Below are 15179 nucleotides of genomic sequence, written 5' to 3' on the forward strand. Positions count from 1 at the left end.
CAATGGTGGAATTGCTTCTCGCCCGGAATGCTAGACGGTGCCGACAATTCCGGATATCCGCTGCCGAAAATGGTCCAGAACGTCAGCCCGTGGTATTCACCCGGTCGATCGCCACGAATATGCAGCTCGCCTTTTCGACGACCCGCGACACCGGGACCCGGGTCCGGAGCTCGGTCGCGCCACGCGCCGGCACCACGGCGGTCTCGACCGCCGCCCGACCCACGACGTCGCCGTCGGTGCCGGCGATGCGCAGCGCGAGGCGGTAGCTCACCGGGTGGCCCGTCGGGTTCGTCGCGCGGGCCCGGACCCGCCAGTGCTGGCCGCCGTCCCGGCGGCAGGCCAGGGTCTCGACGTCCGGCCGGGCGGCCACGTCGTTCGCGATGTCGGCGCCGGCACCCTGCAGCACCGGGGCTGCCGCGGCCGGTGCGGTCGTCGCGTCCACGGTGCCGGGACTCCCGACCAGCGCGGCCAGGGCCACGGTGCCGGTGAGACCGGCGACCACCACGCCCGCCGCGACCCCGCTGGCGACGACCCCTCCGGGCCGCCGCACCGGAGCGCGCCTCATGCCGGGTCCTCGTCCCGGCGCCGGCCGCGGACCAGTGCCACGGCTCCGACGAGCACCGCCAGCAGCCCGAGCCCGGCCAGGCCGGCCGTCGGCCCACCGGTGTTCGGCAGCAGCCCGCCCTTCGGGGTCGAGCCGCCCTGCGGTGTGTTCCCGGCCTCGGGCGAGCTCACGGTGGTGCCGTGCGGCTTGTCGTGGTCCGGCTGGTCCTCGTTCGGCTCCTCCGGCGTCTCGCCGGGCTCGGTCACGATGGTGGTCTTCTCCGCCGGGACTCTCACGCTGTCGGGCTCGCTGGTGCATCCGTCCGGCCCGCAGCCGCCGGCACCGGTCGGCGTACCGACCGCCCAGGCGACGTTGGTGATCGTGCCGGTGCCGAGGTCGGCGTCGGTCACCAGGTGGTCGGCGGTGCAGGACATCGACTCGCCGGGTGCCAGCGTGGTGGCCGGGCAGGCGACCGCGCCGGCGCCGAGCATCGGGTCGTCGACGGCCACCCCGGCCATCGTGACGGTTCCGGTGTTGGTCACCTCGAACGCGTAGTCGATCCGCTCGCCGGCGTCCGCCCGGTCGTCGCCGTCGCGGTCGCGCAGGGTCGCCGACTTGTCGATGGCCAGGCCGGCCGTTGCATCGGCGGGCAGCGTCTCGGTCGACTCGTTCGAGGTCACCCGCGGCGAGGCCGTGCCGTTGGCGCCGGCGCGCGCCGCCGTGGCGACCGCCGTGTTGACCACCTCACCGGCGTCCACGTCGGCCTGGGTGACGACGGAGGAGCCGGTGCAGGTGACCGCGGCCCCCGGGGGCAGCGAGCCGGCCGGGCAGTCCACGGACGGGACCCGCGGGTCGTCGACCGCGACGCCGGTCAGCGTGACCGTGCCGGTGTTGCGGACCTCGAAGGAGTAGTCGACGGTCTCGCCCGCGTCCGCCCGGCCGTCGCCGTCTCCCCCCATGTCCGCGGAGTCGACCAGGACACCCGTCTTCAGCAGGGCGAGGCCGTCGGCGGCGTCCGCCGCCACCTCGGCGTCGGACGGACCGCTGGTCGCGGACTCGTCGCCGGGAGCCACCGCGGAGGCGGTCGCGACGTTCCGGACGACGCCCGCGTCGACGTCGGCCTGGGTGACGGCGTACGACGCGGCGCAGGTCACCGTGCCACCCGGCAGCAGGTCACCGACCGGGCAGCTCACGGCCACCGGGACCGCGGCCAGCATCGGGTCGTCGACGACGACACCGTGCAGGGTGGTGGTGCCGTCGTTGCGCACGGCGAACGCGTAGTCGACGCGTTCGCCGGCGTCGGCGAGGCCGTCCCCGTCACCGCCGGAGGCGGCCGAGTCGGCGAGCTCGCCGCTCTTCACCAGCGACACCGCGGACCGGGTGTCGGTGGACGTGTGGGTGGTGTCCGGCTGCGAGTCGACCCCCGGCGAGCCCGCAGCCGGCACCCCCGAGGCGGAGGCGGCATTGGCCACCTCACCCCGGTCCACGTCGGCCTGCCTCACCGTGTAGGCGGCCGAGCACTCGAGAGAACGTCCGGGCGCCAGCACGACGTCCGGGCAGGAGACCACGACCGGCACGGGCAGCCCGGCCAGCATCGGGTCGTCGACGGTCACGCCGGACACGGACACGGCGCCGTCGTTGGTCACCACGAAGGTGTAGTCGATCCGCTCGCCGGCGTCGGCCAGGCCGTCACCGTCTCCCCCGTCGGCGACGGAGTCCGCGAGCGTCGCCCGCTTGTCGATCGACAGCGCCGCGTGGGTGTCGGCGGACACGTCGGTGGCGGACTCGGTGGAGCCGACCCGGCCGGCGTGCGGCGTCACCGCGGACGCCGTCGCGGTGTTGACGATCGAGCCGTGGTCGACGTCGGCCTGGGTCACGACGTACGACGCCGTGCAGGTCACGCTTTCTCCGGGGAGCACGGGGTCGGCCGGGCAGGACACAGCCACCGGGACCCCGGCCAGCATCGGGTCGTCGACGACGACACCGTGCAGGGTGACGTTGCCGTCGTTGGTGACCACGAAGCGGTAGTCGACGGTCTCGCCGACGTCGGCCTTGCCGTCGCCGTCGCCGTCGCGCAGGTCGGCGAGCTTCGCCAGGTCCACCGCCGCGGCGTCGTCCGCGGGCAGCGTCTCGGTGGACTCGCCCGAGGTCACCTCGGTGTCGCCGGGTCCGGTGGCCGTGGCGGTCGCGGTGTTGACCACGGAGCCGGAGTCGACGTCAGCCCGGGTCACGGCCAGGGAGCCGGTGCAGGTGACGGTGGCGCCGGGCTCCAGGTCACCGGTCGGGCAGGCCACGGAGGCGATGCGCGGGTCGTCGACGTGGACGTCGGTGAGCGTGACCGTGCCGGTGTTGGTGACCGCGAGCTGGTAGTCGACGGTCTCGTCCACGTCGGCCAGGCCGTCGCCGTCACCGGCGGGCGCGGCGTCGGCCACGGTGCCGGTCTTCAGCACGGCGAGGCCGGAGGTGGCGTCGGCGAGGACCTCGTCGTCGGACGGCACGCTCCCGACGCGCGGGCCGGTCGGCGGCGCCGCGGTCGCGGTGGCCACGTTGCGGACCGCGCCGGCGTCGACGTCGGCCTGGGTCACGACGTACGACGCCGTGCAGGTGACACTCTTCGCTGGCAGCACGTCGCCGGCCGGGCACGAGACGGTCGCCGGCACGGCGGCCAGCTTCGGGTCGTCGACGGCGACGGCGTGGAGCGTGGTGGTGCCGCCGTTGGTCACGACGAACCTGTAGGTCACGGTCTCGCCCGCGTCGGCCAGCCCGTCGCCGTCTCCGCCGGCAGCGACGTCGTCGAGCAGGGTGCCGGTCTTGGCGACGGACACCGCGGAGCGGGTGTCGGTGGGCAGCGTGTCGGTGGCCTCGTCGGACTCGACGGTCGCCGGGCCGGTGGCCGGGATCGCCGAGGCCGTGGCGGTGTTGTCGACGGAACCGTGGTCGACGTCGCCCCCCGTCACGACGTACGACGCCGTGCAGGTGAGGCTCTTCCCGGGGCGGAGGTCGCCGGCGGGGCAGTCCACCGACGCCAGCCGCGGGTCGTCGACGGAGACGCCGTGCACCGTGGTGGTGCCGTCGTTGGTGACCGTGAACGTGTAGCCGACGGTCTCGCCGGCGTCGGCCAGGCCGTCGCCGTCTCCCCCGTCGGCAGCGCTGTCAACGAGGTCGCCCTGCTTGACCAGCGAGAGCGCGGCCCGGCTGTCGGTGTCGACGTCGGCCTCGTCGCCGCCGGAGGTGACCTCGGCGCCGTCCGGGTCGGTCGCCGACGCGGTCGCGGCGTTGTGCACGCTGCCCGCGTCGACGTCCGCCTGCGTCACGACGTACGACGCCGTGCAGGTGACGCTCTTCCCCGGCAGCACGTCGCCGGTCGGGCAGGTGACAGCGACCGGGACCGCGGCCAGCTTCGGGTCGTCGACGGTGACGTCGTGGACGGTGGTGGTGCCGTCGTTGGTGGCCGCGAAGGCGTAGGCCACGGTCTCGCCGGCGTCGGCCAGGTCGTCCCCGTCGGAGTCCAGGAGGGTCGCGGCCTTCTCGAGCGACACCACGGTGCGGTCGTCGGCGTCGATGCTGTCGGTGCTCTCCTCGGAGACCACCGGGTGGTCCTGCGGGTCCAGCGCGCCGGCGGTCGCGGTGTTGTCGACCGAGCCGTGGTCGACGTCGGCCTGGGTCACGAGGTACGACGCCGTGCAGGTGACGCTCGCCCCGGGCAGGACGTCGCCGGCGGGGCAGTCCACCGACGCGATCCGCGGGTCGTCCACGGAGACGCCGTGCAGGGTCGTGGTGCCGTCGTTGGTGACGGTGAAGGTGTAGTCGACGGTCTCGCCGGCGTCGGCAAGGCCGTCGCCGTCTCCCCCGTCGGCAGCGCTGTCGCGGAGGTCGCCGGACTTCACCACGGAGACCGCGGCGCGGGCGTCCGCGTCGACGCGGTCGCCGGACTCCTCCGAGGTGATCGTCGGCCGGCCGGTCGGTGTGCCGCTGGCGGTGGCCACGTTGACGACGGCTCCGCGGTCGACGTCGGCCTGGGTGACCAGCGCGGACCTCACGCAGGTGACCGAGGCGCCGGGCGCGACGGTCGTGACGAGGCAGATGACCGGGCCGAGGGACGGGTCGTCGATGGAGACGTCGTGCAGGGTCGCCTTGCCGTCGTTGACGACCTGGAAGGTCCAGGTGACGGTCTCGCCGACGTCGGCCTTGCCGTCGCCGTCGCCGCCGTTGACCGCGTCGTCCACGAGGGTGCCGGTCTTCACGAGCCGGATCGCGGTCGGGGTGTCCGTCGGGGTGACGGTGTCGTCGGGGGCCGAGGTCACCGTGCTGCCGTCGGGGTCCAGCGCGGCGGCGGTGGCCACGTTGGTGACCGAGCCGTTGTCGACGTCGTCGGCGTTGACGACGTAGTCCTTCGTGCAGGTCACGTGGTCGCCGGGCGCGAAGGTGCCGGCCGGACAGGTGACCGCGCCAAGGGTCGGGTCGTCGACAGTCGCGCCGTGCAGCGAGTCGTGGCCGGTGTTGGTGACCGTGAAGACGAAGCGGATGGTCTCGCCCTCGTCGGCGAACCCGTCGCCGTCGGTGTCCTCGAGCTCGGCCCGCTTGTCGAGCCCGACGGCGGAGGCGTCGTCGGCGGGCAGCGAGTGGGTGGCCTCGTTGGAGCCGGCGGTCACGCCGTTCGGGCCCTCCGCGGTCGCGGTGGCGGCGTTGTCGACCGAGCCGTGGTCGACGTCGGCCTGGGTGACGGCGTACGTCGCGGTGCACTGCGCGGAGCCGCCGACCGGGACCGGGGTGGCCGGGCAGGAGACGGCTCCCACCTTGGGGTCGATGACGTCGAGGCCGCTCAGGGGAGCGTTGCCGTCGTTGCGCAGCGTGAAGGTGTAGGTGATCACCTCGCCGACGTCCGCGAGGGTGTCGCCGTCGCGGTCGGCCAGGGTGCCGGCCTTGGTCAGGTGCGAGGCGAGCGCGATCTCGACGTCGCGGAAGGTGCGGGTCGGCAGCACGGTGCCGGCGTTCCCGGCGTTGACCGTGACCGGTGAGGAGTACGGCGCGGCCGGGAGCAGGTAGTTCGGCGGCGGCGTGACCTCCTCCCAGTAGAACGTGCCGAAGCCGAGCGAGTCGACCGAGCAGGTGCCGTCGGCGGCGGTCTCGCAGCTGCCGGCCGCGCTGTCGCCGGCGGACGGGCCGGCCACGCCGTCGGAGTCGCGCCACAGGCGCATGCGGGCGTCGGCGAGCGGGCGCCCGTCGGCGTCGTCGACCTTGGTGACCGACAGGCGGCTGGGCCGGCGCGGGTCGGCGACGGCGACCGTCGGGTTCAGGGACGCCGCGTCGACGGTGACCAGGCGCGGCAGGTCCGGGTCGACCAGGTAGCCGGTCGGCGGCACGGTCTCCTCGACCCAGTACGTCCCCCAGGTCAGGTTGCCGAACGTCAGGGCGCCGCCGGTGCTCACGGCCGGCGAGCCGATCGGGGTGTCCGCCCCGGAGAGCGCGCCGTCACCGTTGTCGCGCCACAGCCGGAAGGTCGCGGCGAGAGGGTCGCCGCTGACCGCGTCGGTCTTGGTGACGACGACCGAGCCCTTCTTCCGCGGGTCGGAGAACGCGGCCACGGTCGGGTTCGGGGCGGCCTGGGTGACGCTGAACGTCTTGGGGTTGCCCGAGGCGGGCAGGTCGTAGCCGGTCGGCGGGACGGTCTCCCGGACGGCGTACGTGCCGGTGGGCAGGCCGGTGACGGTGACCGCACCGGCGGCCGGGTCGGTGTCGCGACTTCCGTTGTCGACGACCGTGATCGGCGTGGCCACCATGGTCTGCGCGGCGCCGCCGGTGCCGGTCACGCTGAACGTGGCGCCGCCCACCTTGTCCTGGTTGGTGTCATCGACCTTGGTCCAGCTCGCGGAGCCCAGCGTGTTCACCACCGGGACCGTGGTGGTGCTGCCGGCGGTGACGGTGGCCGCGATCGGGGCCGAGGAGTAGAGGTAGCCGGTCGGCGGGGCGGTCTCGGTGACGGTGTAGCTGCCGGGCTTCGCGCTGGTGAAGGCGATGGTGCCGTCGGCGCTGCCGTCGGGGTCGTTGGCGCCGCCGTCGGTGACGGTCAGCGTCACCGGCGTCGCCGCCACCGGGTTCGGGCTGATCGAGAACGCGGCGCCGGGTAGCGCGGCTCCGGAACCGTCCTTCTTCTGGATGCTCAGGCTGCCGCAGCTGGTGGGGATGCCGAGGCTGGCCGGCTTGATGTAGTCCTTGAGCGTCGAGGTGATCGAGGCACTCGAACGTGACCGGATGTTCAGCGAGGTGACCGGGAGCCCCGGGCACCCAGAGGCCTGGCCCAGGGCGCTGGTGATGTCGATGGAGATCTCGGCGAAGCGGCCCGGCTCGAGCGCGTTGCCGTCGACGTCGGTGACGGCGCCGGAGTTCGCGGCACGCGTGACCACCGCGGCGGCGGACGGCGACAGCGCCCATGCCGAGCCGCTCCACTGGTAGACACCTCCGACGCTGACGAACGTCCCCCCGTTCTGCTGGACGTCGATCAGGATGTCGCCGACCTGCCGGTCGGGGACGGAGACCCCGTTGCGGTTGACCTTGTTGGGGCGGGCGTTGAACTCGATGTTGAAGGCCGTCGTGCCGCCCGCGTCGGCCCGTTCGAACCCGACGAACGCCCACTGGTGCCCGCCGACGACGCGGCCGTAGCCGTAGATGTCGCCGAGGTCGTTGGCGCTCGGGGTCACCTGACCCGTCACGAGGTCCCAGTTGTCGGGATCCTCCTCCTTCGACGTCGAGCCGGACTTGAAGCCGTCGTCGCTGGCGACCGACACGACGTCGCGCATCGCCGGCTGCCCGGGCACGTTCGACCAGTCGAGGGCCCCCGAGGCCGTCAGGTCGCCGTCGATCTCGAAGCCGCCGTCGACCGCGGCCGACGCCGGAGACGCTCCCAGCAGGGGTGCGGAGACGACGACGAGCGCGAGCACGACCAGCAGCCGGGCCGCGAAGCCGACGGAGCGCGAGGGTGCCTGAGTGGACACAGGGAGCCTTCCCACCAGGGTGGCCGACCCCCCGCCGGCCACCGGTGCTCAGCACCGTAGGAGGGGTCGACGGGGCGACCCGCCGGGTGTTACCGGGTTGTGGGGGCCCCGTGGTCACACCCTTCCCGTCACGTGTTGCGGCGGTAGACCTGCTCCAGTCCCAGGAGGGTCAGCCACGGCGCGTGGTGGGTGAAGACCGCGCACTCGTCGTACACCAGCGGGGCGAGGTGGCCGGTGGCCACGACCGTCACCGAGGCGAGGTCCGTGCCGAGCTCGGCGACCATCCGACGGACCAGGCCGTCGACCTGGCTGGCGAACCCGAAGAGCATCCCCGACTGGACCGCCTCGACGGTGTTCTTGGCGATCACGGTGCGCGGCCGGAGCAGCTCCACCTTGCGGAGCTGGGCACCCCGGCGCCCGAGCGCTTCGAGCGAGATCTCGATGCCCGGGGCGATCGCCCCCCCGACGTACTGGCCCGCGGCGCTGACCACGTCGAACGTCGTGGCCGTGCCGAAGTCGACCACGATGGTCGGCCCGTCGAAGAGCGTGGCGGCCGCGAGGGCGTTGACGATCCGGTCGGCACCGACCTCGCGGGGGTTGTCCATGAGGACCGGGACGCCGGTGCGGATGCCGGGCTCCACCACCACCGCGTGGACGTCACCGAAGTGGGTGGCGAGCATCTCGCGCCACTCGTGCAGCACCGCGGGGACCGTCGAGCAGACCGCGATCCCGTCGACGTCCGCGCCGGCCCCGGCGTCGCGGAGCAGGCCGCGGACCAGCACCGCCCACTCGTCGGCGGTACGACGCTCGTCGGTCGCCACCCGCCAGTGCGCGCGCACCTCACCGTCGTCGAGGAGGCCGAGCACCGTGTGGCTGTTGCCGATGTCGGCGGCGAGCAGCGTCATCGGGACTCCTGGAGGTCCAGCCCGAGGTCGAGGACGCGGACCGAGTGGGTGAGGGCGCCGACCGACACGAAGTCGACGCCGGTCTCCCCCACCTCGCGGGCCCGGTCGAGGGTGAGGCCGCCCGAGGCCTCGAGGGTGGCGCGGCCGGCGGTGATCCGCACCGCCTCGGCCATGGTCGCGGTGTCCATGTTGTCGAGCAGGATGCGGTTGCAGCCGGCGTCGAGCAGCGCGCGCAGCTGGTCGAGGTCGGTGACCTCCACCTCGACCGGGAGGTCGGGGTACAGCTCCCGGACCGCGGTGTACGCCGGCACCACGCCGCCGGCGGCGACCACGTGGTTGTCCTTCACCATCGCCATGTCGGAGAGGCTGAACCGGTGGTTCACGCCGCCCCCGCACCGGACGGCGTACTTCTGCAGGGCCCGCCAGCCGGGCAGGGTCTTGCGGGTGTCGAGAACCTGCGCACCGGTGCCGTCGAGCGCGGCCACCCAGTGTGCGGTCGCGGTGGCGACGCCGGAGAGGTGGGAGGCGAAGTTCAGTGCGGTCCGCTCGGCGACCAGCAACCCGCGGATCGGGCCGCGGACCACCATCACGACGTCGCCGGCGGCGACCTTCGTGCCGTCGGGGACCCGGCCGCCGACCTCGACGTCGTCGCCGAGGACGTAGGCGAACACGAGGGCGGCGACACCGAGGCCCGCCACCACACCGGGCTCGCGGGCGGCCATGACCGCCTCGCCCATGACGGTCCCGCCGATCGTGGCCCGGCTGCTCACGTCGCCCCGGTCGCCGGGGAGGTCCTCGGCCAGCGCGTCGGCGATCTGGCCGAGCACCCGGCGCGGGTCGAGGCCGGCGGAGGACAGCTCGTCGACCAGCGCGGCCGGCAGGGCGTCGTACGGCGTGGCGGCGATGCCGGGCGGGGTGCTCACGCGTCACTCCTGTCGGTGGGCGGGGCGGCGGTGAACCCGAGCGCGAGGCCGTCGTCGGCCAGGCGCACGTCGACGTGCCCGGCCCAGCGGGCGTCGTCGCGGACCGGGAAGTCCTCGCGCCAGTGGGACCCGCGGGTCTCCTCGCGCAGGGCCGCGGCCGCGGTCAGGGCGAGGGCGACGGTGGCGACGTTGCTGGTCTCCCAGGCGCCGGTGTCGGGGGTCGCGTCGGGCGCGGACCCGGCCTCGACCACCTTGGCCAGCGTCGCGGTCGCCTCGGCCATCCCGTCGGCGCTGCGCAGGACGCCGACCTGGCCGGTCATGGCCGCCTGGATCTCCGGGCGCCGGTCGGCCGCGACCAGCGCGGCCGCGCGACGGTCGGGGGCGGGGTCGGCCCACGAGCGGAGCTCGCCCGGGAGCACGTCGGCGATCCGGCGGGAGAACACCAGCCCCTCGAGGAGCGAGTTGGAGGCCAGCCGGTTGGCGCCGTGCACGCCGCTGCAGGCCACCTCGCCGGTCGCGTAGAGGCCGGGCACCGACGAACGCCCGTGCAGGTCGGTGGCCACGCCGCCCGAGGCGTAGTGCTGCGCCGGTGCGACCGGGATCAGCTCGGTCACCGGATCGACCCCGTGGCTGCGGGCGGTGGCCAGGATCGTGGGGAACCGGCGCTCCCAGAACTCCGCGCCGAGGTGCCGGGCGTCGAGCCACATGTGCGGGTGACCGGTCTCGATCATGCGGCGGGTGATCGCCTTGGCCACCACGTCACGCGGCGCGAGGTCGGCCAGCTCGTGCACGCCCTGCATGAAGCGGTGTCCCTCGAAGTCGACGAGGAACGCGCCCTCGCCGCGCACCGCCTCGGAGATCAGCGGCTGCTGGCCGCGGGAGTCCGGGCCGAGCCACATCACGGTGGGGTGGAACTGGACGAACTCCAGGTCGCGCAGCGTGGCGCCCGCCCGGAGCGCCAGGGCCATGCCGTCGCCGGTGGAGACCGCCGGGTTGGTGGACTGGGAGAACACCTGGCCGAGGCCGCCGCTGGCGAGCACCACGGCGCGGCAGAGCACGGCCCCGACCCCGTCGCGCTGGCCCTCGCCGATCACGTGCAGGGTGATCCCGGCGACCCCGCCGTGGTCGTCGCGCAGCAGGTCGATCGCGAGCGCGTGCTGGATCACCTCGATGCCGGGCTCGGCCTCGACGGCGGCGATCAGCGCCCGCTGGATCTCGGCACCGGTGGCGTCGCCGCCCGCGTGCGCGATCCGGTCGCGATGGTGGCCCCCCTCGCGGGTCAGGGACAGCTCGCCGGCCGGAGTGTGGTCGAAGTTCGTGCCCAGCGCGATCAGCTCGCGGACCGCGTCGGGGCCCTCGGTCACCAGCACGCGTACGGCGTCGAGGTCGCAGGCGCCGGCTCCCGCCACCAGCGTGTCCCGCTCGTGCTGGTCGGGGCTGTCGCCGGGGCCGAGGGCCGCCGCGATGCCGCCCTGGGCCCACTGGGTCGAGCCGGCGTGAAGGACGTCCTTGGTGACGACGAGGACGGTGCCGCCGGCTTCGCCCCCTCGTCGACGCAGGGCCGCCCGGATCCGCAGCGCGGCGGTCAGGCCGCCGATGCCGGACCCGACGACGACCACGTCGGAGCGCGTCGTCCAGCCGGGCGCGGGGGCGCGGAGCCGCCGGGGCACTCCGGCGTACGCGGGCTCGGACACAGGCCGAACCTAGCAGCGCGCCGCAGGCCGTCCGCCGCTGCCCGACCGGCAGCGGCCGGTAACGTGGCGGCCCTGACCACGAGACCTGCATCGGGAGGACGCCCCCGTGGATCCGCAGCCCACCCCCGACCGGCCGGAGTTCCGGCCGCTCACCGAGCTCGAGTTCGAGCCGACGTCGTGCCCGGTGTGCGGCGCGACCGGCGTGACGAAGCCGTTCGAGAAGGACTTCCAGGGGCACCGGCTCCGGTTCGCGACCTGCACGTCCTGCGGGACGCTCTACCAGAACCCGCGGATGACGGTGGACTCGCTGCGCACGATCTACGACTCCGAGGAGTTCTTCGAGGGCCGCGAGAAGAACGTCAACTACTACTCGTTCCTCAGCGGCGAGACCTACCTGCGACGCACAGCCCGCGGAAGGATCGAGCGGTTCCGGCCGTGGGTCCCCGGCAACCGGCTGCTCGAGGTGGCGTCGGCTGCGGGCTTCTTCCTGGCCGAGGCGAAGGCGGCCGGGTTCGACGCCGAGGGCGTGGAGTTCTCCAACCCGATGGCCCGTTACGCCGCCGACCGCTGGGGGGTCCCGGTGACGGCCGGGTCGATCGAGGAGGTCGACCTCGACCCCGCGACGTACGACGTGATCGCGTCGTGGGGCGTGATGACGATCCTGCGCGACCCGAAGGCGGTGATGGCGAAGTTCCACGCGGCCCTCAAGCCCGGTGGGGTCTGGGCGTTCAACACCTACTCCCGCAACAGCCTGTGGGGCCGGCTGTTCGGTCGCCGGTGGTACATCCTGGTCGCCAACACCAGCCAGATCCACGACGACGAGACGCTGCTGCGGCTGCTCGACGAGGCCGGCTTCGACGTCGTCGCGAGGACCCGCGACCGGCCTTACGCCAGCATCGAGCGGCTGCTGTTCGTGCTGCTCTCCCACGTGTCGCACGGGGTCCGGGACGCGTTCTTCAAGCGCATCCACGTCCTCAACCGGATGGTGCTGCCGGTCCGCGCGCCCGACACCTACGAGTACGTCTGCGTGAAGCGCTGATTGGCCACGACGTCGCCGCGGGTGAGGCCGGAGCCGGCCACCGCCTCCGCCGGGTCGAAGCCCGTGGCCAGGATCCGGTTGTCGGCGTCGACGAACACCACGTACGGCTGGTGCTCCCTCGCCTCGGCGGTCTCCATCTGGCCGTAGCCGATGAGGATCACCAGGTCGCCGGGGTGCACCAGACGGGCGGCGGCGCCGTTGATGCCGATCACGCCACTGCCGCGCTCGCCCGCGATCGTGTAGGTCTCGAGCCTGGCCCCGTTGGTGATGTCGACGATGTGCACCAGCTCGCCGGGCAGCAGGTCGGCGGCGTCGAGGAGGTCCTCGTCGACCGTCACCGATCCCACGTAGTGCAGGTCGGCCTGGGTCACCGTCGCGCGGTGGATCTTGCTCTTCATCATCGTGCGCAGCATCAGCTGTCTCCCTGGGTGGTGGTCGCCGCCTCGCGGTCGGCGCTGTCGGGATGGGTGCCGTCGGTGCCGGTCCGGGCGGCGGGAGGCTGCCCGAGCGTGATCGCCATGTTGTCGATGAGGCGCGTGGCCCCGACCCGGGCGGCGATCAGCAGCCGGGCCTCGCCCTCGGCGGGCGTCGGACCGAGGTCGGGCGCGCGCACCTCGAGGTAGTCGAGGTCGACCCCGTGCGCCCGGCGCAGCTCGACGCGGGCGGAGCCGATCACCGCGTCGACGCCGTACGGCGCGGCCTGGGCGCCGGCCTGCAGCGTGCGGGAGAGCGCCGCGGCCTTCCGCCGCTGCTCGGGGTCGAGGTAGCGGTTGCGGGAGCTGAGCGCGAGTCCGTCGGGCTCCCGGACCGTGGGGGCACCGACCACGTCGACGCCGAGGCAGAGGTCGGCGACCATGCGCCGGATCAGTGCGAGCTGCTGGTAGTCCTTCTCCCCGAACACCGCGACGTCCGGACGGACCAGGCCGAACAGCTTGGCCACCACGGTGAGCACGCCGCGGAAGTGGGTCGGGCGGGTGCGGCCCTCGAGGACGGCGGCCAGCGGCCCGGGCTCGACGGTCACCTGCGGCTCGCCGCCGGGGTAGACCTCGTCGACGCCGGGCACGAACACCACGTCCACCCCGTGCGCCGCGCACATCTCGAGGTCGGCATCGAGGGTGCGGGGGTAGCGGTCGAGGTCCTCCCCCGGCCCGAACTGCATCGGGTTGACGAAGACGGACGCCACGACCGGGCCGTCGCCGACGGACGCCCGAGCGACGTCGAGGAGGGAGGCGTGGCCGGCGTGCAGCGCGCCCATGGTCGGCACGAAGGCGACCCGGTGGCCGGCGGCCCGGCGCGCCGCGAGGGCGCCGGCGAGCTCGGCGCGGGTGCGCGCGACGACGGGTGCGGTCATCGCAACGTACTGCGGTGGGCCGGCCCGGACGTGGGCAGGGCGGCGTCGAGCAGTCCCGAGATCTTGGCGGCTCGGATCGGCAGTAGGCGGCCGTCGGCGACGGCGCGGTCGAGGGTGGCGCGGGCCATCGCGACGTACGACGGGAGGGTGTGCGGGGCGGACGCGGCGATGTCGGCGAGGTGCGCGCGGACGGTGTTGACGTCGCCGCGCACGATCGGGCCGGTGAGCGCCGCGTCGCCGTACGCGAGGGCGTTGCCGAGCGCTGCCTCGAGCAGCGGGCGGAGGGTGTCGGCGGGGTGCTCGGCACCGGCTGCGGCCAGCATCTCCATGGCCTCGGTGACCAGGGTGACCAGGTGGTTGGCGCCGTGCGCGAGCCCGGCGTGGTAGAGCGTGCGGCGGTCCTCGGGCACCCACATCGGCCGGCCGCCGAGGTCCGCGACCAGGTCCTCGGTGACGGCCCGCTCGGCGCCGCCGGCGGTGACGCCGAAGACGCACCCGGGCAGCCGGTCGAGGTCGAGGTCGGTGCCGGTGAAGGTCATCGCCGGGTGCAGCGCGACCGGGCGGGCGCCGACCGCGGTGGCGGCCTCGAGCACGCCGAGTCCGTGCCGGCCGGAGGTGTGCACGACGTACTGGCCGGGGCGGATGGCGCCGCTGGCGGTGAGCATCTCGACGACGTTGCGGAGCATGTCGTCGGGGACCGTCAGCAGGAGCAGGTCGCAGGCCCGGGCCACCGCGCTGGGCTTGGCCGGCGTGATGCCGGGCAGCAGCGTCGCGATGCGGGTGCGGGAAGCCCCGGACTCGCCGGCGGCGGCCACGATCTCGTGGCCCGCGGCACGGAGGGCGGCGGCCAGCACGGCACCGACACGACCGGCGCCGACGACGCCGATGCGGTGCTTCGCGGTGCCGTGGGCGGGCACGCCCGAGGGGGACTGCGTCATGCTGCTCAGCCTTTCGTTCCAGTCCCTCCGACCACCCCCCGAGAGGGCCGGTGTGGGTACCAGACGTTCGTGCTTGACAGTTGGTTCCAACGCCGAGGGTACGCGCGCGCCTTCCCGGCCGGGAACCCGCCGGGGCGGTGGCCTCCGTCACAGGGCACCGTCACGGGCCACCGCCACCACACCCGGATACTCCCAACCGTTCGAGGGTCCCTCGGGAGGTCTGGAGCCCTCGAACGGTTGGGAGTATCGGGTGGTCAGGCCTTCGGGAGGGCGGCGATCGGCCGGGTGGCGATCGGCCGGGTGGCGATCGGCCGGGTGGCGATGCCCGACCAGAGGGACAGCTGCTCGTTGTGGCCGGACGCGGTGGCGATCGGCGCCGACAGCAGCATCGGCGCGCCGCTCAGGCCCCTGGCGGGGATCACCCGGCGGCCGGCCAGCACGCGCGTAGGGCGGGAGTCCGTACGATGAGGTCATGCTGCGGGCACCCGGGGACACGACGCCACGGGTCGGTGCCCTGCTCGCGTCCTTCGTCGGTGCCGCTCTCGTGGTGGTGCTCCCGTCGCTGCTGACGTCCGACACCTCGGCCGCGGTGACCGTCGCGGCCGTCGCGGCCGTCGCGCTCGCCCTCGCCGCGCTGGTCCGACCGGGCCCGCAGCGGGTCCTGGTCACCGCGCGTACGTCGGGCGCCGGCCCGGTCCTGCGGGCCGAGGCGGCACCGGTCCGGCCCGGCCGGGCGACCGACCCCCAGCGCCACCCCCTCCGCCCGCGTGCTCCCGGACGCGCCTGACCCTCG

Annotated in this window: 11 protein-coding genes; 2 read left to right on the top strand and 9 right to left on the bottom strand. The window is 74.2% G+C overall.

Annotated elements, in window-relative coordinates:
• Window positions 1-82: 82 nt before the first annotated feature.
• From EKO23_RS03935 to EKO23_RS03955, 5 genes are all read right to left on the bottom strand, one after another.
• Window positions 83-565 (bottom strand): hypothetical protein, encoded by a 483-nt coding sequence (locus tag EKO23_RS03935; RefSeq protein ID WP_134714312.1) that lies wholly within the window; start codon window positions 563-565, stop codon window positions 83-85.
• On the bottom strand, window positions 562-7536 hold the full coding sequence (locus EKO23_RS03940; protein WP_134714314.1) for a DUF7507 domain-containing protein: 6975 nt from the start codon (window positions 7534-7536) through the stop codon (window positions 562-564). Before EKO23_RS03940 ends, EKO23_RS03935 begins: the two co-directional genes overlap by 4 nt.
• Window positions 7537-7664: 128 nt before the next feature.
• Window positions 7665-8441, bottom strand: coding sequence for a type III pantothenate kinase (locus tag EKO23_RS03945; RefSeq protein ID WP_134714316.1), 777 nt, complete (start codon window positions 8439-8441; stop codon window positions 7665-7667).
• Window positions 8438-9364, bottom strand: a complete 927-nt coding sequence (gene nadC / locus EKO23_RS03950) for a carboxylating nicotinate-nucleotide diphosphorylase (RefSeq protein WP_246050885.1) — start codon at window positions 9362-9364, stop codon at window positions 8438-8440. The genes EKO23_RS03945 and nadC overlap by 4 nt, the downstream gene beginning before the upstream one ends.
• Window positions 9361-11058, bottom strand: a complete 1698-nt coding sequence (locus tag EKO23_RS03955; protein WP_246050886.1) for an L-aspartate oxidase — start codon at window positions 11056-11058, stop codon at window positions 9361-9363. The genes nadC and EKO23_RS03955 overlap by 4 nt, the downstream gene beginning before the upstream one ends.
• Before the next feature lie 106 nt (window positions 11059-11164).
• Between EKO23_RS03955 and EKO23_RS03960 the strand changes: the two genes are divergently transcribed.
• Window positions 11165-12097 (top strand): class I SAM-dependent methyltransferase, encoded by a 933-nt coding sequence (locus EKO23_RS03960; protein ID WP_134714318.1) that lies wholly within the window; start codon window positions 11165-11167, stop codon window positions 12095-12097.
• Here EKO23_RS03960 and panD read toward each other — a convergent pair.
• The 4 genes from panD to EKO23_RS25040 all read right to left on the bottom strand — a co-directional run bounded on the left by panD (window position 12070) and on the right by EKO23_RS25040 (window position 14826).
• A complete protein-coding gene (panD, locus tag EKO23_RS03965) occupies window positions 12070-12510 on the bottom strand; it encodes an aspartate 1-decarboxylase (protein WP_134714320.1) in 441 nt (146 codons plus the stop codon). The two genes, EKO23_RS03960 and panD, sit on opposite strands and share 28 nt — an antisense overlap.
• Window positions 12510-13448 carry a pantoate--beta-alanine ligase gene (gene panC / locus EKO23_RS03970; protein WP_134714322.1) on the bottom strand — a complete coding sequence of 313 codons (939 nt, stop codon included), beginning with the start codon at window positions 13446-13448 and terminating at the stop codon, window positions 12510-12512. Before panC ends, panD begins: the two co-directional genes overlap by 1 nt.
• Window positions 13445-14386: a Rossmann-like and DUF2520 domain-containing protein gene (locus EKO23_RS03975; RefSeq protein WP_134714324.1), complete on the bottom strand. Its 942-nt coding sequence runs from the start codon at window positions 14384-14386 to the stop codon at window positions 13445-13447. The genes panC and EKO23_RS03975 overlap by 4 nt, the downstream gene beginning before the upstream one ends.
• A gap of 254 nt (window positions 14387-14640) precedes the next feature.
• A complete protein-coding gene (locus tag EKO23_RS25040) occupies window positions 14641-14826 on the bottom strand; it encodes a hypothetical protein (RefSeq protein WP_167880314.1) in 186 nt (61 codons plus the stop codon).
• Window positions 14827-14858: 32 nt separating this feature from the next.
• On the opposite strand from EKO23_RS25040, the gene EKO23_RS03985 reads away from it, so the two are divergent.
• Entirely contained in the window at window positions 14859-15173 is a 315-nt protein-coding gene (locus EKO23_RS03985; RefSeq protein ID WP_167880315.1) for a hypothetical protein, read from the top strand.
• The last annotated feature ends 6 nt before the right edge of the window (window positions 15174-15179 follow it).

The sequence above is a fragment of the Nocardioides guangzhouensis genome, assembly GCF_004519545.1.
Classification (GTDB): Bacteria; Actinomycetota; Actinomycetes; order Propionibacteriales; family Nocardioidaceae; genus Nocardioides; species Nocardioides guangzhouensis.